At 71.3% G+C, this 18,636-nt stretch carries 25 protein-coding genes; all 25 read right to left on the minus strand.

Annotated features, from left to right (window positions below; translation table 11 throughout):
• Window positions 1-36 precede the first annotated feature (36 nt).
• The 25 genes from ACWC9R_RS12205 to ACWC9R_RS12325 all read right to left on the minus strand — a co-directional run bounded on the left by ACWC9R_RS12205 (window position 37) and on the right by ACWC9R_RS12325 (window position 18,604).
• Window positions 37-570: a hypothetical protein gene (locus tag ACWC9R_RS12205; RefSeq protein WP_450730888.1), complete on the minus strand. Its 534-nt coding sequence runs from the start codon at window positions 568-570 to the stop codon at window positions 37-39.
• The gene (locus ACWC9R_RS12210) at window positions 567-968 is read right to left on the minus strand and encodes a hypothetical protein (RefSeq protein WP_450730890.1); all 402 of its coding nucleotides are present in this window, start codon (window positions 966-968) and stop codon (window positions 567-569) included. Before ACWC9R_RS12210 ends, ACWC9R_RS12205 begins: the two co-directional genes overlap by 4 nt.
• Window positions 965-2,761 carry a TraM recognition domain-containing protein gene (locus ACWC9R_RS12215; protein WP_450730892.1) on the minus strand — a complete coding sequence of 599 codons (1,797 nt, stop codon included), beginning with the start codon at window positions 2,759-2,761 and terminating at the stop codon, window positions 965-967. Before ACWC9R_RS12215 ends, ACWC9R_RS12210 begins: the two co-directional genes overlap by 4 nt.
• Window positions 2,762-2,802: 41 nt before the next feature.
• Window positions 2,803-3,567 carry a DUF317 domain-containing protein gene (locus ACWC9R_RS12220; protein WP_450730893.1) on the minus strand — a complete coding sequence of 255 codons (765 nt, stop codon included), beginning with the start codon at window positions 3,565-3,567 and terminating at the stop codon, window positions 2,803-2,805.
• Between the two features lie 2 nt (window positions 3,568-3,569).
• The gene (locus ACWC9R_RS12225; RefSeq protein WP_450730895.1) at window positions 3,570-4,160 is read right to left on the minus strand and encodes a hypothetical protein; all 591 of its coding nucleotides are present in this window, start codon (window positions 4,158-4,160) and stop codon (window positions 3,570-3,572) included.
• A 64-nt stretch (window positions 4,161-4,224) separates the two neighbouring features.
• Window positions 4,225-4,857, minus strand: a complete 633-nt coding sequence (locus tag ACWC9R_RS12230) for a DUF317 domain-containing protein (protein WP_450730897.1) — start codon at window positions 4,855-4,857, stop codon at window positions 4,225-4,227.
• Window positions 4,858-5,038: 181 nt separating this feature from the next.
• Entirely contained in the window at window positions 5,039-5,383 is a 345-nt protein-coding gene (locus ACWC9R_RS12235; protein ID WP_450730898.1) for a hypothetical protein, read from the minus strand.
• Between the two features lie 26 nt (window positions 5,384-5,409).
• Entirely contained in the window at window positions 5,410-6,219 is an 810-nt protein-coding gene (locus tag ACWC9R_RS12240) for a DUF317 domain-containing protein (protein ID WP_450730900.1), read from the minus strand.
• Window positions 6,216-6,605: a hypothetical protein gene (locus ACWC9R_RS12245; RefSeq protein ID WP_450730901.1), complete on the minus strand. Its 390-nt coding sequence runs from the start codon at window positions 6,603-6,605 to the stop codon at window positions 6,216-6,218. The genes ACWC9R_RS12240 and ACWC9R_RS12245 overlap by 4 nt, the downstream gene beginning before the upstream one ends.
• Before the next feature lie 265 nt (window positions 6,606-6,870).
• On the minus strand, window positions 6,871-7,278 hold the full coding sequence (locus ACWC9R_RS12250; RefSeq protein ID WP_450730903.1) for a hypothetical protein: 408 nt from the start codon (window positions 7,276-7,278) through the stop codon (window positions 6,871-6,873).
• Between the two features lies 1 nt (window position 7,279).
• A complete protein-coding gene (locus tag ACWC9R_RS12255; protein WP_450730904.1) occupies window positions 7,280-7,585 on the minus strand; it encodes a hypothetical protein in 306 nt (101 codons plus the stop codon).
• A complete protein-coding gene (locus tag ACWC9R_RS12260; RefSeq protein ID WP_450730906.1) occupies window positions 7,579-7,968 on the minus strand; it encodes a hypothetical protein in 390 nt (129 codons plus the stop codon). The genes ACWC9R_RS12255 and ACWC9R_RS12260 overlap by 7 nt, the downstream gene beginning before the upstream one ends.
• Complete coding sequence (locus tag ACWC9R_RS12265) at window positions 7,965-8,744, minus strand: hypothetical protein (protein ID WP_450730908.1); 780 nt, start codon at window positions 8,742-8,744, stop codon at window positions 7,965-7,967. Before ACWC9R_RS12265 ends, ACWC9R_RS12260 begins: the two co-directional genes overlap by 4 nt.
• 10 nt (window positions 8,745-8,754) lie before the next feature.
• A complete protein-coding gene (locus tag ACWC9R_RS12270) occupies window positions 8,755-9,447 on the minus strand; it encodes a hypothetical protein (protein WP_450730910.1) in 693 nt (230 codons plus the stop codon).
• 26 nt (window positions 9,448-9,473) lie between these two features.
• Window positions 9,474-10,388, minus strand: a complete 915-nt coding sequence (locus ACWC9R_RS12275) for a hypothetical protein (protein WP_450730911.1) — start codon at window positions 10,386-10,388, stop codon at window positions 9,474-9,476.
• The gene (locus ACWC9R_RS12280) at window positions 10,385-11,164 is read right to left on the minus strand and encodes a hypothetical protein (RefSeq protein WP_450730913.1); all 780 of its coding nucleotides are present in this window, start codon (window positions 11,162-11,164) and stop codon (window positions 10,385-10,387) included. The genes ACWC9R_RS12275 and ACWC9R_RS12280 overlap by 4 nt, the downstream gene beginning before the upstream one ends.
• A 5-nt stretch (window positions 11,165-11,169) precedes the next feature.
• Window positions 11,170-11,586, minus strand: a complete 417-nt coding sequence (locus ACWC9R_RS12285) for a hypothetical protein (RefSeq protein ID WP_450730914.1) — start codon at window positions 11,584-11,586, stop codon at window positions 11,170-11,172.
• A gap of 103 nt (window positions 11,587-11,689) precedes the next feature.
• On the minus strand, window positions 11,690-12,139 hold the full coding sequence (locus ACWC9R_RS12290) for a hypothetical protein (RefSeq protein WP_450731099.1): 450 nt from the start codon (window positions 12,137-12,139) through the stop codon (window positions 11,690-11,692).
• A 250-nt stretch (window positions 12,140-12,389) separates the two neighbouring features.
• Window positions 12,390-14,189, minus strand: coding sequence for a hypothetical protein (locus ACWC9R_RS12295; protein WP_450730916.1), 1,800 nt, complete (start codon window positions 14,187-14,189; stop codon window positions 12,390-12,392).
• Window positions 14,186-15,328: an AAA family ATPase gene (locus tag ACWC9R_RS12300; protein ID WP_450731101.1), complete on the minus strand. Its 1,143-nt coding sequence runs from the start codon at window positions 15,326-15,328 to the stop codon at window positions 14,186-14,188. The genes ACWC9R_RS12295 and ACWC9R_RS12300 overlap by 4 nt, the downstream gene beginning before the upstream one ends.
• Window positions 15,329-15,522: 194 nt before the next feature.
• Window positions 15,523-15,744 carry a hypothetical protein gene (locus tag ACWC9R_RS12305; protein WP_016572176.1) on the minus strand — a complete coding sequence of 74 codons (222 nt, stop codon included), beginning with the start codon at window positions 15,742-15,744 and terminating at the stop codon, window positions 15,523-15,525.
• Between the two features lie 285 nt (window positions 15,745-16,029).
• Window positions 16,030-16,458 carry a hypothetical protein gene (locus tag ACWC9R_RS12310; RefSeq protein WP_450730917.1) on the minus strand — a complete coding sequence of 143 codons (429 nt, stop codon included), beginning with the start codon at window positions 16,456-16,458 and terminating at the stop codon, window positions 16,030-16,032.
• A gap of 30 nt (window positions 16,459-16,488) precedes the next feature.
• Complete coding sequence (locus tag ACWC9R_RS12315) at window positions 16,489-17,772, minus strand: MFS transporter (RefSeq protein WP_450730918.1); 1,284 nt, start codon at window positions 17,770-17,772, stop codon at window positions 16,489-16,491.
• Between the two features lie 92 nt (window positions 17,773-17,864).
• Complete coding sequence (locus tag ACWC9R_RS12320; RefSeq protein ID WP_450730920.1) at window positions 17,865-18,206, minus strand: hypothetical protein; 342 nt, start codon at window positions 18,204-18,206, stop codon at window positions 17,865-17,867.
• Complete coding sequence (locus ACWC9R_RS12325) at window positions 18,203-18,604, minus strand: hypothetical protein (protein WP_450730921.1); 402 nt, start codon at window positions 18,602-18,604, stop codon at window positions 18,203-18,205. The genes ACWC9R_RS12320 and ACWC9R_RS12325 overlap by 4 nt, the downstream gene beginning before the upstream one ends.
• Window positions 18,605-18,636: the final 32 nt, after the last annotated feature.

Below are 18,636 nucleotides of genomic sequence, written 5' to 3' on the forward strand. Positions count from 1 at the left end.
GGACATGCCCTTGTGAAAGGGGGCGGGTGCGGTTGTTCAGTGGGCTCGGCGTGAAGCGGTCTGCTCTGATGTCGCCACCGGGGGCGGGGGCGAGGGGGACGGAGGCCGTGCTGGGGTGGGCGTGCGAAACGTGCTACGGGCCTCGTCGATGCCGAAGGCCGAGACGACCTTGGCCTTGGCCGCCGCGGGCGGGACGGCCAGTGCCGCGCTCTGGGAGGCAGACGGGTTCGAGGAGCGCGTCGGTGCCTTGGCCTCGAACTGAGAAGGGCCGCCGACACGACGCAGCTCGTCCTCCGAGTCGGCGAGCTCCGACTGCGCCGAGCTGACGAAGTTCGCCGCGAAGGCGAACCGGTCGGCCAGCTCGTACGCCTCGTCGTCGAGGTAGATGCGCTCGCCGGCGCTCTGCAGTGCTTCCCGGACGCGCTCCAGGGCCCCGTACTCGGGGTGGAGGAGCTGGTCGACCGCTTGCCGAAGGTCCTCTCCGTTTTTGGCCGACCTGATCTCGTCGGTGATCTGGAGAAGCGCGGTGCCGGCGGTGTAGGACTCAAGCGGATTCGCCGGGGTGCTCATCCGGGCTGCGTCCAGCGAGGGGCGAGGTCGACGCCGTAGCGGGCGGCGCGAAGCATTTCGGCTGCGTGGCTGGCGATGGCGACCTGGTCGGCGACCTGCGTGGGGGTGGGAAGCCGGTGGCGCCGGTCGTGCCAGCCCTGGATCTGCTGGAAGCCAGCGCGTCCTTCGCCACGACGCTCATCGAAAGTCGGATGGGAGGTGGTAGCCAGGAGCCCCAGCTCGGACGCGATCCGGTGGCATTCGGTCGGGAGGTGGAAGGTGTCGCGGTAGCCGTGGTGCAGGCCGCTGTCCTCGCGGGCGAGGGTGGCCACGACGTACACCTGCTGGTGCCAGGGGCGGACGAACTCCTTGGCGTCGCGGGAGCGGACGGGCACCAGGTGCAGGCGAGCCTCGCTCATGCCGCCATTCCGAAGTCGGACTGTGTCCGTGCCGTCTTGGCGATGGCGCGCTGGGTGATGGCCTTCGAGACGCTCTCGGAGGCGGCGGAGATCTCGTCCGCGCCCGGCTGCAGGTACCAGGGCCTCATGTCGAGACCGGCAACTCGCATGCCGGTGGCGAAACAGAGCGCGGTGCCCTTGGGAAGGGCGCGGATGGCGTCGGCTGCCAGAATCCGCTCCTGCCGCATCGACACGCTGGTGGACTTGCCGGACTCGGAGTGCGAGGTCGACGTGCTCTCCACGTCGTGGTCACCGACCATCCGGCTGAGCTTGTCGGCGAAGTCGGGGTCGTCGATTCCGGGGCCGACGACTTTGACGGTGGCGGCCGACCACATCGAGTCCATGCCGGCATCGCCCCATACCTGCTGGCCCTGCCGGTAGGACTGCAGGATGGTGATCGGGATTATGCCGCGGCTACCCAAGTGCGAGTACAGCTGCGGGAGATCACTGATCTTGCACACGTTCGCGGCCTCGTCCAAGATCGCCAACATCGGCGGGTCGAGCCGTCCGCTGGTGCGTTCGGCGCGGGCGGTCGCGGCCCGCATGACCGAGTCCGCGCATGCTGCGATGAGCGCGGAGGCACCGCCGCCGCCGTCCTTCGACAGCAGGTAGAGCGTGTCCGTGCTCTCCACGAACTCCGACGGCTTGAACTCGGCGATGCCTTCCTGCGGGGTGACCCACGCGGCGATCTCCGTGTTCAGCAGGGCGGCTGCGTACTGGCGGGCCGTTTCGAAAATCCCGTCGCGGGTCTCCGGTGGTCCCTCCACCGTGCCCTTGAGCTGAGCGGCGACCGCGGTGTGGCCGTGGTCGCGCAGGATGTCCAGCGGCGTACGGTCGGCCGGGAAGGCCAGCCACTGCATGATGTCGGTGATCGGCCGCCCGTCCAGGGCGGCGGCAAGGAGCAACTGGGACAGGATGTTGCTGCCGGCCTTGGACCAGAAGTCGCCCTGCTGGCTCGCGTCTACGGAGGCGGCGAGGAAGTGGCCGGCGAGCCGGTTGGCGCCGTCGAGGGTCTTTGCGTCGGCGAGGGGGTTCCACCACATGGTGCGCTCGGCATGTGCGATCTGCTGCGGGTCCATCGACCACACCCGGCCGACCGTCGCCCGCGCGGTGATGGTGGCGGTGTAGGCGTCGCGCGCCGCCTTGTTGGATGTGAGCAGGACGGGGCCGGGGGCGCTGAGGATCGAAGGGATGGCCAGGCTGGTGGTCTTGCCGGAGCGGGGCGCCATGATCGCCACGGCGACGTCCTCCCAGCCCATCCGGACCTCGTGCCTGCTGCCCTGCAGATCACCGAGCAGGACCCCGGTGTCGGCGGGATCGATGTGCTTGGCGTCCTTCAGACTCGGGCGCAGAGAGCGGGCCTTGGCGGTCACGGCCTTGGCCAGGAGGGGCTGGATGTCCCTCTTGCGCGCCAGCCCGGGGACCGGCTTCGTCTTGCCGCCGGAGGCGCTCTTGCGCCGCGACCACAACCAGGCGCCAACGGCGGCGAGGGCGAGCAGGACGGCGATGGGGGCGATACGGGTGCCGAACAGCAGCGCGGTGCGGTCGAGATCGGGCCACAGCTGGTCGGGGTGGAGGAGGGCTCCGAACGGCTGGTAGGGCGCCGAGGGGCCGGAGTGGGTGAGGAGGGCTGCGGCGTTGCCGCCGAGCCAGGAGAGGTTGGACAGGGGGACGGCGACGGCGAAGATCCCGAGGAGGATCTTGAAGGCTATGTCGTAGCCGTCGTTCGAGGTCGGTGAGGGAGAGGAGGGCAAGAGGGAACGTTTTTCCAGGGGGTGGGGCGTCGATGGGGGCGTCAGCGGGTGCGCCGGGGCGGCGGCGCTTTCGGTGGCGCTGGTGCGGGAGCTGGAGGGCTGGACCGGTCCGCGAGGGCCTTGATGCGGTGTTCGAGAGCGAAGCTGACCTCGGCAGCGGGGAACTGTGTGGTGGTCACGCGGGCGCGGCGGCGAGCGTAGGCAGGGACGTGGAGCGGATAGGGGTCTCGGGGCAGCGGGGTGTCGTCGGCGAGTGCGCGGGTGAACGCGGTGATCAGATGTGCAGGTGTATCGCCGCTGAGGTACGCGCTCCAGATCAGGCCCTCGGGGTCCTCACTGACCGCCGTCTTGGCGAACCAGCAGTCGGTAGCACCGTGGGTGAAGTGCTCGATGGTGGCGAGTCCGTCGGGGGAGGTGAGGCCGTCATGGTCTTCGTGCCAACCGGCCTGGCGCAGCAGCGCATATGGATCGGGTACGGGCGCCGGGGCCGCGGTGGCCGGGTCGGTCAGAGCATCGGCGAAACCGGCGATGACCTCGACGGGAGTGCGGGCGCCGAAGCTCGATGTCCAGGCCCGCTGGTCTCCGACAGGGGCGTGCTGGAGGGACCACCACGGGCCGTCGGGGTCCGGGGCGAGACGCAGCAGGGCCTTCTTGCCGGGGCTGGTGAGCACCACGCGCGGTATCAGCGGATCGTGTTCCGCGCTCCAGCCGCAGGCGCGGTGCAGTGGGGCGGTGATCCACGCGGGATCGCCGCCGCCGGCCAGGTAGCGCGGGGCGATCAGATCGACAGCAACGTTCTCGGGCATGCTCACCTGCGCACCGGGGTGGTGTGGCCGGCCGACGCCAGTGGTGCGGAGGCTCGCACCGGTGGGGTGGTTGCCAGAGGTGAGGGTGCCTGCTCGGCGGCCCGGTGGATTTCGAGGAGGGCCTCACCGACGCAGGTCCAGTCGTTCAGAGCGTGCCAGGCTTCGGAGTTCCGCTCGGCCCGTGCGTCGTCGTATCGCGCGGTACCGGGGCGAGCGGAAGGGTGCAGGCTGTCGCGGGTGACGAGCCATTCGTCCTGGAGGACGTTGAGCTGGTCGAGGGCGGATTCGAGGCGGCCGAGCTGCCAGGTCCACCGGGATTGAACGGCCTTGGCAGGAATACGCTGCAGCTGCGCTTCGGCGGTGGCGAGAAGCTCCTTGGCGCAGGGGCGAATCCGGTTGAACGCCTTCCAGGTATCGGCATCGCGACGACGGGCACGCCGCCCGTAGGCATCCTCGTCGTGGGGCCAGTCGTCGAGGTCGGTGTGCTGATCGGAGTAGGCGTCCCAGTCGGCGAGGATCTGGTCGCTCTCATGCAGGAAGGCAGCCAGCTGCTCCAGGCGATGGTGGTGGATCTCGTGGGGGGATGGGGACAAAGGGCATCTTTCTGAGAAGTTCACCGGCCTCTTCCGGCGGGGGTGGGCCGGTGATGGTCGGTGGTCAGCTGCGGCGAGCGGGCCGGTGCGGCGTGGGTAGCGCTGGAGCAGTGGCGACGGCCGGCCCCTGCGAGCGGCGGGCGGCGCGTGCCCGTGCGCGCAGGGCATCAAGGCGGGTGACGTGCGCGTCGACTACCTGCTGCGGGGTGAGCGGGCTCGGCTTCTGGACCGCGCTGTAATGGGCGGTGCGGTCAAACATCGCACGCTGGAGCGGGGCGGGGTCGGCAAGCGCGGTGATGAAGGCGCCCACGAGGTGGTCGGGGACGCGGGCATCGAACCAGGCGTGCCAGATCCGGGGGCCCATTGGAGTCCCGTATCCCGGCTGGCAGGCTTCGACGCGCCAGAACCCACGAGAGTCTTCCTGATCGGTACGCCGCTCTACGTGGCACATGCCGTCGGCGGAGGTCGCGGTCGCCTCGTTCAGCAGCCACCCCGCAGCCACCAGGGCGTGGAATGGGTCCGGTTGCTGGGCCGTCGGCGCGGCGATGAGGGCGTCGGTGAGGCTGGCGAGGACCTCGGCGGGGACGAGTCCGCCGAATTCGGCGTACCACCCTGGCTCGGTGTCGGTGGTCTCGGCCCGCAGCCGCCACCAGGCGGAGGTAGCGGACTGCGGGTCGAACTCTAGGCGGTGCCGCATGTCCGGGCTCATCAGGGGCTGAGCGGATCCGACGTGCGGGTCCATCCGGCTGTAGCGAGACCGTGGGTGACGTGGCGGCCGTCGCTGGGGCCGGCGAGGTGACGGGGAGAGGTGTCAAACGGGATGCGCCAGGCATGCGTGTCAGCGAACGCCGCGAGTTGCCTTTCGCTCACCGGCACCGCTAGGCCCCCGTCGCGGTCGAAGCGCCACTCCGCCGAAGGGCGTGCAGGCTGTCGAGGGTGTAGTGGAGGGTGTGCTGGTCGGTCTGCTCCCACGCGGCAGTGCGCAGGTCCTCGACCAGCGCGTGCGCGGCCGCGCGATTCGGGATGTCCGGGTGGGCGAGGACGACGCGGGCGAGAGCGCGCAGGGTGTCGCCGAGCTGGATGGGCAGACCCGTGTACTCGTCGAGGAGCGGTTCCATCAGGGCGAGTGCCTCGTCGAGGCCAGTGTCCTGGCGCAGGTGCTCGGTGAGCTGGGAGAGGGTGTCGGTGGCGGCGCGGATGGCACCAGCGGTCGGCGCGGGCATGGATCTCCTCGTGGATGCGGGGTGTTTCAGCGGTGGGCGTGGGCGCTGCCGGCCGTCGCGTAGGGGCCAGTGGTGTGGCGCCGGGGACGGTTGGTGGCCCAGGAATTGCGGGCCCAGGTGGCGGCGCGGGCCGCGGTGATCCGGGCCTGCTGCCACGCGCTGAGCTGCGAAGGCAGCACGGAGACGGAGGTGGTGCGGATCCGCTGTGAAGGAGGGACGTGGCCGAGAGGCCGCATCACCGGCTGCGGGTCCGCGAGGGCCGCGCTGAACGCCTGCACGAGATGCATCGGAGTGTTCGGAGTAAAGGTCGCCTCCCACACTCGGCCGTGCTCGTTGCGGACGCCGGCCCACCAGTGCGCTTGTCCGGGGGCGGACTGGTGGAAGCGGACGAACGCGTTGCCGTCCGGGCTGCGGGCGGTGACATGCTGCCCCTGCTCCATCTCCCATTCCTGGGCTGCGAGCGGGGCCCACACGTTGGGGGCGTGCGCGGAGCGGGGCTGGGTGAGCGCGTCGGTGACCCCGGCCACGATCTCGACGGGAACCTGACGGCCGAGGGCGGCATGCCACGCCTCGTGGCGGGCGGTCTGCCTTCTGCTGATCGTCCAGCCGCCGGGCTGGGTGAGTGGGTCGTAGCCGATGCGCACGGACTTGTCGGGGCTGTCGAACACGATGGGGCCGCCGGACTTGGACTTGTCCCGCCAGCCGGAGGCGCGCAGAAACTCGGTGACGTGACGCAGGTCTCCGCCTCCGCCGAGGTAGCGCGGCTCGATGAGGTAGTGCTGCTGGGCCTGCTGACCGTCGGTGCCCCAGCCGGACCACTGCTGGTTCTTCTTCACCGGCGGCGCCTGATGACCATGTCGGAGGCCACTGGCTTCACTGCCACCGCGTGCTCGGCGCCCGGCGGCCGGGCCAGGCGTCGGATGTCGTCGGCGTGCTCGTCGAGGTCGAGACAGATGTCGTTGAGTTCGTTGGCGGCCCGGCCCAGGGCGAGCCACACCTCGGGCGGGAAGGAGCCGGCCTGGGCATGATGTCGGGCGAAGCTGGAGCCGGTGGCCATCAGGCCGGTCGCCCGGCCGAGGATGCCCTCCTCGGCGTCGAGGACCGTCCCCAGGATCTGGGCAGCCTGGCGGGGCGGGGCCTGGGCGAGATGCTCGGTCAGCTGACCGAGCCGGTGGGCGATGTCCTCGGCGAGGGCAACGGCGTAGGGGGTGGGGTCGGGCATGGTTCTCCGGAGCGCAGGGCAGGGCGGTTCAGCGGCGGAGTCCGAGGCGGCGGGATTCATCCAGGGCGCCGTCGGGCCGTCCGGTGGCGAGCGGGGTGCCGCGGTCCCGGACGACGCAGGCGTACAGGTAGCGGCGGAAGAGGAAGGCGGCCAGGCGAGGCGTGCGGCTGGCGTTGATCGATGGAGGGGTACCGGACGGGGGTGTTACGGAGACTCCTGACTGTGTGCGGGTGGGGCCCCGGCCCGGGCGGGCCGGGGCCAACGGTTATGCGGTGCGGCGCTTCCCGGGCCGGGCCGCGGGGCTGGGGGCTGCTGGTGCGGCCGTGGCGGTGGGCGAGGGCCGGGCGGCGCGTATCTCGTGGACGGCTTCGCGGTAGGCGTCGGGGTCGAAGAGGTCGTCGGTGATGTTGACGAGGTATCCGGCCATCAGCAGGGAGGGGACGGTGCGGGTGGCGAGTCGTTTCTGCTCGTCGGGACCGAGGCGGTCGGGGACCTCGTGCCAGACGTAGACCGGGCCGGCTGTCGTGACGGTCTTGCGTTCCAGGCCGAGCTGGTCGAGCAGCGAAAGCAGTTGTTCACTGGCTCCGGTGGGGGTGTCGGCGTGGATGGCGTCGGACAGGGGCCGGCGGTAGATCTCAACATCGGTGCCCTCGTCGTCGGCGCGGTTTCCCACGTCAAACTCCTCTCGTGGCAAGTCGTTTCGTCGGTGGCGCGGCGGTGGGCCGAGCCGGGGCGGCTGTGGGAGCGCGCCGGGCTGGGGTCTGTGCCGAGGGGTGGGCACGGGCGGCGCGGTCGCGGATCTGCTGGATCTGCCAGGAATGGCGGGACAGGCTGCTGGTGGTGTCCATCAGCTGCTCGGCCAGGGCCGGGTCCTCGCCCGCGGTCTCCGCGCGTTGGGTCCATGTCGCCCAGGTGCCGATCAAGGTCTGCACCAGCCGAGGGAGCAGACCCTCGTGCGGGGCGGCGATCTCGGTCAGCACCGCGGCGACCTCGCGGTCATCGACGGCTGCATGGGCGCGTTCGGTGATCTGGTCGAGGTAGCGCTGCGCGGCCTGCCGGTCTCCCTCGGGGGCGGTGAGGGTGTTGAGCGACGGGCGAGGTGGACGCTGACCCCGGCCAGCAGGAGCGCGTGGGCTGCGGCGGTGGCGCCGGCGCGCTGCTGGTCGACGGGCAGCGAATGCGGCTGCCGGTGGTAGGGGCCGCGCGGGCCGGGAGCGGAGATGAAGCCGCCGGTGGTCTGCAGGATCCCGGCCGCACGCTCGTCGCCGCCGATCGCGACCACGAGCTGGGTGCGCGGATCGCGGGTGATGGTGACGTACTCCAGGACGAAGAACCGCGGTTCCTCCTCGCGGTCCACGCTCACCGGGTGCGGGTGGAGTGCTGGACCGGTGCGGGGGCGGCTGGACTCGTGGTTTCCAGTGCGGGCCGGGACGGGTGGCGCATGACGACACCGATGTCGAGGTACGCGAGGCGTGCTCCGGCCGCGCGCACGCAGCGTGCCTGGTGGGCGGTGTCGTCGCCGGACAGCACGAAGGCCATCTCGCGCGGGTCCCAGGTGAAGCCGCTGTTGCGCAGGGCCGTAGCGGACTCCTGGCTTTCGGATGTCGCGGCCAGGAGCCCGTCGCCGAACCACGTCATCACCACGCGCTCCGGTGCAGGTGTGGGTGCCTGCGGGGGTGGTGCGGGGTGGTCGGCGTTGTGCTGGACCTGGGCGAGTGCCTTGTCGTAGCGGGGCAGCAGGTCGACCGTGATGTCGTCCGCCGCGCGGAAGGGGTCGTCGGGGACCGTGATGCCGTCCGGCTCCCGCACGCCGCGAAAGGCTTCGGGGGCGAATCCCGGCGGGGCCATGGCGGCGACGAGGTACTCGTCGCTGTGGCGTGGGCGGCCGATGACGTACAGGCGGGCGCCGTCTTCGCGGGTCAGCACGGCGTCGTGCTCCAGGACGATGTCGGCGATGGCGCCGGAGACCATGTTCATGTCCCAGACGTCTTCAGCGAGGGAGAACTGGTCGGGGTACGCCGCGTGCCGGTGGTATTCACTTCGCCACTGGCCGGGTAGTTCGTCGGCCAGCGCGGTGGCGAACGACTCCAGATCGCGGTCTCGCAGTTCGGGCAGGTCGTGCATGTTCTCCTCGTGCAAGGGGGCAGGGTCAGCGCCGGCGTCCGGCCGCCGTGAGGGAAGGGGGCGCAGCGGCGATGCGGGGCGCAGGCGGGCAGGCGCAGACGGCGGACGCTTCGTTTTCATCGGGTGGAACTTCGCCGCTGCAGGCGATGCGGTGGGGGTGGGCCTGGTGGCGGTCGGCGAGTTCGGTGCGTGTGTGTTGCAGGTCAGAGGCGATGACTCCCAGGCGCTCGCTGGCCAGGAAGCGCAGCCGGTTCGCGTAGTGCGGGTCGGCGCCCTGGCCGAGATGCTGGTAGAAGTCCGCTGTGGCGGTGAGGACTTCGTCCAGGGCGACCAGGATGCCGTCGTGAGAGGCAGTCAGCTCGGAGAGGACCTCGGCGACGTCCTCGGTGGTGGATGCCTCCCGGATGCGGTCGGCGAGGTGCGCGACCTGGCCGCCGAGGGAGAGGTAGTGCGGCTCGCGCAGGATGGTGTCGAAGGCATCGTCGCAGTCGACGTGGTACTGGACGGCACGAAGACGGGCGACGGCCCGGGTGGCGAGGCGGATCTCTTCGCCCTTGTCGAGGCCGGTGGGAAGCCGGTGGTAGCGGTCGTGAGGGCGGGCGATGGGAACGAACGCGGTGCGTTCCAGGATGCTGTGCGCCTCGGGGTCGCCCCCGCGGGCGAGGACCTCCCCGGAGTCGTCACGCCGGAGGGTCAACTGGCGCTCTGCCAGAGCCAAGAAGAAACACCTTTCTGTCTGGAGGGTCAGCGGGCATGCCCGGGTCCGGGCGATGCAGGCGCGGCGTTCGCCCGCATCGCGTGAGGCGTGAGGCGTGCGCGCCCCGGCGGGTTGACGGTCAGCAGGCCGGCGGCCGTGGCGTCGAGATCCTGCTGGATGCCGTACAGCCGTCGAGCGATCAGCTCCAGCTGGTGTGCACTGGCGGGGCCGTCGGCGCCGGGCAGGTGGTCGAGCCGGTGGGCCGCCTGTTCAACGAGGCCGCGCACGGTGGACAGGGGCCCGGTGCGCTCGGCGGCGAGTTGTCGCAGCAGCCCCGCGAGTTGCGCGGTGGCGTCGGCGGTGTCGGTCTGCCGGGTGGCGCGCTGAGCGAAGCGGGCCTGCTGGATGGCCTGCTGCGGATCCGGGCCGGTACGGGGCGAGATGAGGCCCAGCTCGGCCTCGATGCGCCGGCTCTCGACGGCCAGGAGCGCCAACAGCCGGTGTGGCTGGGTGGTCCAGGTGTCGTCGGGCCGGATGAGGTTGGCGAGCAGGTCGAGACGGCCGGGCTGTGCTTGAACGGCGATCCAGCGGCAGCCGTGATCGTCTCCGGGCCGTTGGATGCCAGCGGTGCGGGCGAGCCTGTGGGCAATCTCGGACCACTCGGGGCCGGTGAGGCCGCGGTCGTCGGGGTGGAGGCGCACGTCCGCGTGCCAGATGGCCCGGCGGTCGCCGTGCGGACTGACCGCGAACGGATGCTGCCAGTTGGGGTCGTCCAGGTGCTCGGCCCATTCGGTGGATGTCCAGGTCTGCTGTTCGTCCAGGGGGGTGTAGTAGTCCAGCCCCGGCCAGTGGGCGACCACCGTGTGGTCGGTCAGGCCCTCTCGGTCGCTGATGGGACGGCCGAGGGCTTCAGCAAGCGGTTCGGAGGGCGTGATGTCGCGCGGATTGACACGAATGATCATGATGGGGTGGGGGGCGAACGGCGGTGGATGAGTCGGTCCAGGTCGTGCGCGGCGGTGATCAGAGCGTGTTCGCGGACGAGGTCGGAGTGAACGGCCAGCTCTCCCGGCGGCAGGAGTTCCAGGGCCCGGTCGATCGCCGCGTGGGCCTGCCGGTACTGGCCCTGGGCGCGGTGCGCCGACGCCTTGCGGAACTGCGCGACCGCGTCGTCAGCGCCCTGGTCCGGCAGCCGGTCGACGAGGGCGAGCAGCGTGTGCGCCCGGTCGGGCAGCAGGCCGCCCAGCCATACCCCGTGCAGCAGGACATGCAGCGTCTTGGGGTGATCCGAGGCGGTGGCCAGAACCCGCTCCATCACCTCCAGCCCATCGGACCGTGACTGCCCCAGGCGCGCGAAGGCGTACAGCGCCCAGCTGTACGGGTCCGCGTTCAGCACGCTCAACGGCACCTGGTTCAGCAGGGATTCAATGGTGCGGCAGCGGAAGTCATAGCGCAGCGTGGTCAGGTAGAGATGGCGGTACGTCCGCCCGAAGACCGGGAAGTTCGCATCGGGCCCGTGGCCGATGACGTGCTCCGGGCGGAGCAGAGCCAGCGCACTGTTCCCGGAGGCGCGAGCCTGCCAGGCGACATTGGCGCAGATCTCGGCCGACTCCTGCCAGGTTGCTTCCAGATCATTCAGGGACTCGGCAAGCCGTGCGGGCCACTCGGTGCTGGCGACCGTCTCGACGGCGAGCGACGCCGCGCGGGCCAGGGCCCCGGTGCGCCCCGGCCTGGGCGTCACGGGCGTCACTTCCCACCTCGGGCGTCGGCGACGTGCACCACCTGGTTGAGGTCGGTGGCCGAGTACCAGCCGCAGTCGACGTCCCCTTCAGCACCGGACAGGCGCGGTACCAGGTACGTGCGCAGCGCCTGCTGGTAGATGAGGCAGTCCGGGCACCGGCTGGAGAGATGGACCAGGTAGCGCGGGTGCGCGGTGATGTACGTGCGCTCGCCGCCGGCCCGGTCGTACAGCCGCCAGCCGTCCTCGTCGGTCGGAGTGTGCCAGGAGGACGTGACAACCTTGTAGGCGTCGCCCCACAATTCGCTGCCGGAGGTGCCCTTGAGGATGACGACCTGGTCGCCGGGCCGGAAATGCTGGTGGGTGATGTCCCTGTCGGGGGTGACGATGTCACCTGGGGCATGCGGATGGCGGGACACGGGCAAAGCGGGGTTCCTTCCACGAGGGCGGGGAGGCGGTGGGAGGAACAAGGATCCGGAGAATCCCCGGTTTCGGTAACCGGGGATCGTCGGGTATAAGCCCCGTGACCTACCGGAACGGGTTCTCTGTTCCGATGTCGTCGGACGTGGCTGCGTCCAGGAGTTCGGGCAGGTCAGAGCCCCCGGCATCGCGCTGGTCGATCCACCAACCGACTCGGGTGACGGTGCGGATCTTGTCCTCCAGGACGGCCCAGTCAGCTTCGTCCCAAGTGCCCTCGCTCACCAGGGCGCTGTACGCGGCGGTGACGAGCTGGTGGCGGGAGCGTTCACCCCAGTTCAGGGCCTTCTGCGGGCCTTCGAGCGGCGGCATGCCGAACTTCTCCGCCCATTCGGAAGCGGCCTGCTGCTCCTCGGCGCGCTTGGCAGCCAGCCATGCCTCCTTGGACTCCGTGTCGGAGTCGCGGTCCGCCTTCCAGCAGTCGGTGCATGCGCGCCCTTCGAGCCAGCGGGCGAATCCGGCGCGCCGGTCGGCGGGACGGTCGGAAAGGTCGTGCTTTATCTCGTCTCCACAGCTGTGGACAACGGTCCAGGTCTTCTGGACCCCCGGGGAATTCCGTTTGATGGGCGTTACGTTCGAGGTCGGGCTGCTGGTCTGGGGCTTCAAATCGAGTGCCTTTCGTTGGCGGTTGGGGTGGTGGCCTGCGTCGTTGCGGAGGGTCGTGCATCAGATGCACGATTCATGCGGCGGACGGAGGTGGTCTGGAGTGCTTGGCGGTGGTCTCGGGGACGCTTCCGCCTTCTGCGTCGTCTCAGCGTGTCCTGCGGATGGCGTCTGTGGCCGCCGTGGCGATGGCGACGGGAGCGCTGGAGGGCTGGGGCAGGTGCAGCAAGGTGGTCCCCGGCAAGTGGCGGGACTCCGCGGTGAGGGTGAGCTGGAGTACGGCGCAGCCGGCGGTCGTGAGCTGCTTGACGCGGGTGACGGCTTGAGCGGTTTCGTCGCTGCCGTACCGGGCGTCGGTGACGATCACGAGGAGGCGGCCGGCGCCGGGGCGGCGGAGTTCGAGGCCGTGGTCGAGTGCGTCGATGGCGTCGCCGAGGTTGTGGTGGCCGCCGTTGGCGTCGAACGTCGTCACGCGCTCTGGTGCTCGGTGGGTGGGTCGGGTCAGTGCGGTCAGGTGCCTGTCATAGGCGATGGTGGCGGTAAGGGAGTCGGGGTCGGTCAGGGCTGCTGCGCGTGCCACGATCCAGGCAGCGGACGCGACGGGCGCGCAGGCGGCACGCATGGAGCCGGAGACGTCGACGGCGATACCCACACGCAGCGGTGGGGTGGGGGAGTTCCGGCGGCGGGTGTGGGTGAACGGTTCCGCGGTGGGGACCGACCCGGCCGCGCGCTGAGCGTCGCGGGCGAGGGCCGCGCGCATGTTGAGGCGGCCGGGAGGGGTGGGGCTGGTGGTCCGCTCCTCGGTCCGCTCGCGGTAGGCGGCGGCGCGCAGGGCGCGGCTCAGGCGCGCGGCGGCACTCTGCTCGGCGGCGGTGGGCCTGCGGGCGCCGGTGACCGGGTTGCCGTAGGGCGCCGGTGTGCCGTCGGGGGTGACGGTGGTGCCACGGGTGTTGAAGACCGACTTGGCGGTGGCGGCGGCTTTGCGTCGCTGGCCGGCCCGCTGGGCGCGGTCCTGAGCCTGCGCCTTGGACTTCGCGGCCATGGCGTTGGTCGCTGCGGCCTGTGCCGCGAGGTCGGCGGCGTCGGTGGCTGCCGTGCTGTCCATGACGACCCCTACGGCGCCGGACAGCAGATCGGTGAGGTTCTCCGGCACGGGCAGGGCGGGGGCCGCGGTGTCCAGAGCGTCGCACCATTCTTGGGCGTGCGCGAGCATGGTCGTGGCGTCGTGGTCGGCGCACTGGTGGGCTGCGGTCCAGATGCGGGTGAGTGTGGCCAGCAGGTCTGCGCCCAGCACCGTTTCGCACAGATCGGCGACGGCCCGGGTCTCGCCGGCGTCCAGGATGCCGACGTCACGGCGGCCGAGGACCAGGGCCGCCACGCCGGCGGCGTGCTCGATGCCCTGGAGGGTGGGGTGGGCGATGTCGGGCATGACCAGGGTTCGGGCACTGGTGCGCAGGTACGTGCGGTCCGTGGGCAGCGTGATCAGGTGTGCGCCTTCGACACGGCTCTCCTCCAGCAGGAGCGCGGCCTCGACGACACGGGGGTCCGCTCCGGCAGGCTGCGTCCAGACGGAGTGGGCCGCGTGCGCGGCCTCGTGGACGAACACTCCCCAGGCGGCGGGATACCGCTCCTCGTCGCCCACGATCCGCGGATTGACCTCATGGGGCTGGAGCGGGGCGAACAGGCCGGCGTCGAACTCGACCTCGCCCAGAGTGGGGAAGAACGCGGCCGGTGCGCCGCTGCGCGTGCCGGGGCGGCAGGTGACGAGGAGGTCCTGGCGGCCGGAGAGGGCGACCAGCCGGTCGCCGAGTTCGGCTCCCACGCGCAGCCACGCGGCCGGGGAGGAACGGGGCTGCGCGGGCGGGGCGCCGTCGTCGTCCCAGCGCGCGAGGTCGGCGTCGTCGTCCGGCGCGGTGGCGGGGGACTGGACGTGGTGGTGGGCGCTCATCGCGCGTGGCCCCGGTGTGCGGAGCCGGTGCTGCCCGGGGGCTGCCGGGCGGCTGAGGCGGGGAGCTGCTTGCCGAGGGTGAGGGGCGCGATCTTCTTGACGCCGGCAGCCTTGATGACGGCAGCGGCGACGGCGTCGCGATCCTCCACAGGAGCGATGCCGACCAGGTTCGCGAGCGCGGCCTTGGTGCCGAGGACCGCCTCGGTCTTCTGGTAGCTGAGCAGTTCCCGCAGTTGGGGGGCCCAGCCCAGCTCGCCGAGTTCGACCTGGTGGGCGAGGTGTCGGGCGACCCGGACAACCCGTGCATCGATCCTCAGCGCCAGGGCGAGGTCATAGTCCGTGCCGATCTGGATCTGCACGCTGAACCGGCTCGCGAGCGCCTCCGTCAACACCGCCCCGTGGACGCCGGGATTGTGGCCCGCCACCACGTAGAAGCCCGGCTCGGCCTTGATGGTCTCGCCCTTGTGGGCCTTGACCTGGATCTGCCTGCGCCCGTCCATCGCGGGATACAGCGCCGCCAGGACCTTCGGTGAGATCAAGGTGGCATCGTCGATCAGCAGAGCGCGGCCCTCGGTCATCGCGGTGACCAGCGGACCGTACTGGAAGACGTAACCTCCGCCGTCGGCCTGCGTGTACTCGCCGATCAAGTCGCCGACCGTGGTGTCGCCGTCACCGGCGACGGTGAGCAGGTCCGGGAACGCCGCCTCCACCAGACTCGTCTTGCCCGTGCCCGGAGGGCCGTAGAGCAGCACCGGCACGTCGGCGTCGCGCAAGCGATTCAACGCCTCGACGTCGGGCAGATCGGCCAGCTCCCGGGGGTGGTAGAGCTGGCCCCCCGCGCGGCGGATCGGGCCGGTCTGCTTCGGCGTGGTTGCGGCGGGAATGGTCGTGCGGGCCGTGGCCGCCTGGGCGCGGGGAGAGTGGGTGCCCGGTGGGCTGATCACAGCGGTCTGCGCGGCTGCGGCGGTTTTCGCGTTCGCGCGGAACTCCGGTTGTCCGCTTCCGCCTTGGTCGGCCTCGCCGCGTCGCACCAGGGTGAGGGCGGCGTTGCGGACGGCGCCGTGGGAGTGGCCCAGCTTCCTGGCCATGTCCCCGATGGTGAGCGTGTCCGCCGGCCGGTCGGCCAGCAGTCGGGCCACCTTGGCCCGTAGTTCGCCGCCCTTGGTGCGCGCTGGACTGGTAGGCGTTCCGGGTGTGGTCAAGACAAGGTTCCTTCAACAGGTGCGGGTGCGAGCGGGGTTGGCGATGCGCTGGAGAGGCTGGCCGCTCTCGGAGCGGATTACGGACTGTGCCGACATCGGCGACCGGGCCAACCGGGGCGTACCGTCGGCGCTCACCGGCCGACCGAGGGCTCGGTCCAGGTGCAGGGGATGGCCGGCGACGAGCAGCTCGCTGGCTGCCGAGCAGGCCCGTGCGTCCGCTCCGTACCGGGTTCCGTCGCTCGGCAGGCGCAGCCTGGCGTCTCTTCGAAGCCGGCCTGGAGCAGGATCCGCCGGGCGGCGGCGTTGTAGCCGGTGGTGGTGATCTCGCCGGTGATGGTGTGCCGGATCGTCATGAACGGCTCTGCTGGTGCTTCGGGCAAGGCGGATCTCCTATCGGTGGTGGCGGGAAAGCGGTGGGGTGTTGGGCGAAGGCGAGGCGGGCCCGGAGCTTCCAGCACATCAACGGTGCGTGGCTGGACCACGAACGATGGGCAATGACTGCCGACATGCTCCAGGGCGGGCCTCACCGCCCCGCAGCTACCTGACTCGCCATTCCGCACGTTCTGATAGCCGGGTGTACCAACAACGGCCATGTACGGGATCTCCATGTGTCGGGTACGGCACGGGTGCCGGTGGGTTCAGGTAGTGGGGCGTGTGTGGCGCTCGGTGAGCTGCTCGGCGGCGAGGTCGAGCAGGTCCACTTGGCGCCGCCATGTGCGGCGTGCGGCGGTGGCCAGGACGGTGTCGATGCGCGGGTCGAGGGTGCTGACGGCATCCAGTCCGGCGGCGCGGGCGACGGCCAGGCGCAGCTCGGCATCGAGCCAGGGCCAGTGCTCGGCGGCGGGCACCGGGGTGTTGGCATCGCCGACGGACAGACGGTTCAGGTAGTCGCCGCCGGCGGAGAGGATCTCGGGCAGGGGGATCTCGTCGGCGGCCATCCAGCGTCCGTGTTCCAGCAGCGTGAGGAGGGCACAGCGCAGCAGGGTCATCTCGTCGCGCCCGGGCACGGTGCAGATCGGGCAGGCGTCGTTGTGGCAGTTCCAGGCAGGTGCGGTCGTGCGGGGCATGGCAGAGGGCCTTTCAGTGGTGGTGGGGTGTTAGGTGATGCGGTGGCGCCCTTGGGCGACGAGCGCCTCGGTATCGGTATGACGACGGTGACGTCCGCGACCGGCCGTGCTGCCCGTGATGGACAGGCGCTGTCGGGCGCCGACCAGGGTGGCCAGGGTGAAGGCGGCGCCGACTGCCGGAAGGGCGGCGCCGATCGCGGGATGCTCGGCACAGAGCCCGGCCAGAGCAGTTCCGGCGGCTTGGCCGGTGCCGACCGCGGCGATCAGCCAGGCGTATGCCTCGGTGGTGGTGCCGGCGGGAGCCAGCGCCTCCACCATCAGGAGGGCGCTGGTGATCAGCGAGGTGAGGAAGACGCCCGGCAGCGCGGTGAGCGCGGTCGCTGCCAGGGGCGCCGGGTCAGTGGCGAGTGGCATCCAGGCGAGGGCGAACAACGCTGCGGCAGCCAGGAGTTGACTCCGCGGCTGGCCGGGCCAGTGGCGCCGGCTATGCAGGATGCCGCCGAGGAGGCTGCCGGTGGACAGCGCGGCGGGGATCAGCCCGGACAGCAGAGCCATGCCGTGGCGGTCGGCCACGGCTGCAGCCCACACGTTCATCGCCCCCAGGGCGAAGCCGACACCGCCGACGGCGAGAAACAGCAGCCGCAGCCCGCCGTGGCGCAGTGGCCCGACGAACCCGTCGGCACGCGAGGCGGAGGGCCGCCACGTTCTGGACGGAGCGGCGCTGAGCACCATGACCGCCCCGAGCAGTCCCAGCACCGCGGTGACCGTCATGGCGGCGCCGGGGCCGTGCAGGGCGGACAGCGTGGCGACCAGCGGGGGCCCGGCGACGTAGATCAGTCCTTGGGCGCCGGTGTCGAGCGCGAGGGCGGCGCGCCGGCGCTCCGGGTCGGGCAGCACGGTGCTCCACAGTGCGCGCAGGTTCGCCTCCAGCGGGGGTGTGCTCAGCCCCGCGACGACGACCAGGCCGGCGGCGAGCGTCGGCTGGGCGCCGGCGTCGACGTGCGGCAGCAGCAGGAGGCAGGTCGTGGTGACCAGGACGGCGGCGGACGTGACGCCGCCTTGCCCGCGCCGGTCGACCATCCGCCCCAGGACGGGCTGGCCGATTGCGCTGGCCAGCCCGTACAGCGCGCACACAAGTCCGCCGGATGCGAGCGATCCACCCTGCTCGGTGACCAGGAGGAGGATCGCGACGGGGACCATGCCGTGGGGCAGCCGTCCGGTCAGAGTGCCCAGCAGCAGTCGGGCGACATGCCGCTCGGCGAGTAGCGGCCGGGAGGAGGTGCGGTCCGGCGGGCAGCTGGTACGGGAGTTCAACGCGGTGTGCTTTTCGTGATCGTCGGGCTGGGGCGGAGAAGGTGGAGGTTCAGCGGGGGCGTCTGGCGGCTGCTGCCGGTGGCACCGGCAGGTCAGCGCCGTTGCCGCCGCGGGGGCGCGGACTGCGCGGTGATGGCGGTCTTCGTGCGGCGCTGCGCCGATGGCGTGGACACGGCGGGCGGGGTCGCACGCAAGTTGGGGTCGAGGTCGACGCTGTAGCGGGCGGCGGTGAGCATCTCGGCTGCCCAGATTGCGTGTTCGTTCTCCCAGGCGCGCCCCAGGTCGAACGGCAGCCGGATCCAGACGCCGCGCAACTGGGGGTAGGTGTCGAACCCGGCATGCTTGAGGACGCTCGCGGCGAAGTCATCGACCGGACCCTCGACGTCGACTTCGCCCCCCTGGCCGCGGGTGATGCGGATCGGCCCGTTGCTCATCGGCTCCGCCCGTTCCCGGCCGTCTGGTCATGGCAGGCCACCGGCACGGCGCCGGGCTGGGGCAGAAGCTCAGGGAGGGTGGCGGCTGGAGCGGTGCGCTGCTGCGGGGAGCGGGTGGCCGCGGCCTGCGCGATGCGGCTGCGGCGTTCCATCAGCCCGTTGTGCACCACCGGCTGCGGCGGGGAGGAGCTGTGGCCGGGGTCGAGGCTGTGGTCAGCCTTGACGTCGTAGCCGTGGCGCCGAAGGTCGTGCACGGCCTGTCGGGTGCGGCGGATGCCGTCGTGCTCGGGGTGGGTGAGCCGGTACAAGCCCGGGGTGCCGGGAATGGGCTCGAACTGTTCGCGGACCAGGAACCAGTCGGCAAGGTGCGCGGGGATGTTCGCGGTGGCGGCGGCCACGAAGCCGTGGTCGGGATGGGCGCCGAAGCGGA

Source organism: Streptomyces sp. NPDC001219 (assembly GCF_053597915.1).

Bases quoted from the DNA above. Each gene is read 5' to 3' on its own strand.
- ACWC9R_RS12205 (WP_450730888.1), bottom strand. From the start codon at position 570: ATGAGCACCCCGGCGAATCCGCTTGAGTCCTACACCGCCGGCACCGCG.
- ACWC9R_RS12210 (WP_450730890.1), bottom strand. From the start codon at position 968: ATGAGCGAGGCTCGCCTGCACCTGGTGCCCGTCCGCTCCCGCGACGCC.
- ACWC9R_RS12220 (WP_450730893.1), bottom strand. From the start codon at position 3,567: ATGCCCGAGAACGTTGCTGTCGATCTGATCGCCCCGCGCTACCTGGCC.
- ACWC9R_RS12230 (WP_450730897.1), bottom strand. From the start codon at position 4,857: ATGCGGCACCGCCTAGAGTTCGACCCGCAGTCCGCTACCTCCGCCTGG.
- ACWC9R_RS12235 (WP_450730898.1), bottom strand. From the start codon at position 5,383: ATGCCCGCGCCGACCGCTGGTGCCATCCGCGCCGCCACCGACACCCTC.
- ACWC9R_RS12245 (WP_450730901.1), bottom strand. From the start codon at position 6,605: ATGCCCGACCCCACCCCCTACGCCGTTGCCCTCGCCGAGGACATCGCC.
- ACWC9R_RS12275 (WP_450730911.1), bottom strand. From the start codon at position 10,388: ATGATCATTCGTGTCAATCCGCGCGACATCACGCCCTCCGAACCGCTT.
- ACWC9R_RS12295 (WP_450730916.1), bottom strand. From the start codon at position 14,189: ATGAGCGCCCACCACCACGTCCAGTCCCCCGCCACCGCGCCGGACGAC.
- ACWC9R_RS12305 (WP_016572176.1), bottom strand. From the start codon at position 15,744: ATGACGATCCGGCACACCATCACCGGCGAGATCACCACCACCGGCTAC.
- ACWC9R_RS12310 (WP_450730917.1), bottom strand. From the start codon at position 16,458: ATGCCCCGCACGACCGCACCTGCCTGGAACTGCCACAACGACGCCTGC.
- ACWC9R_RS12320 (WP_450730920.1), bottom strand. From the start codon at position 18,206: ATGAGCAACGGGCCGATCCGCATCACCCGCGGCCAGGGGGGCGAAGTC.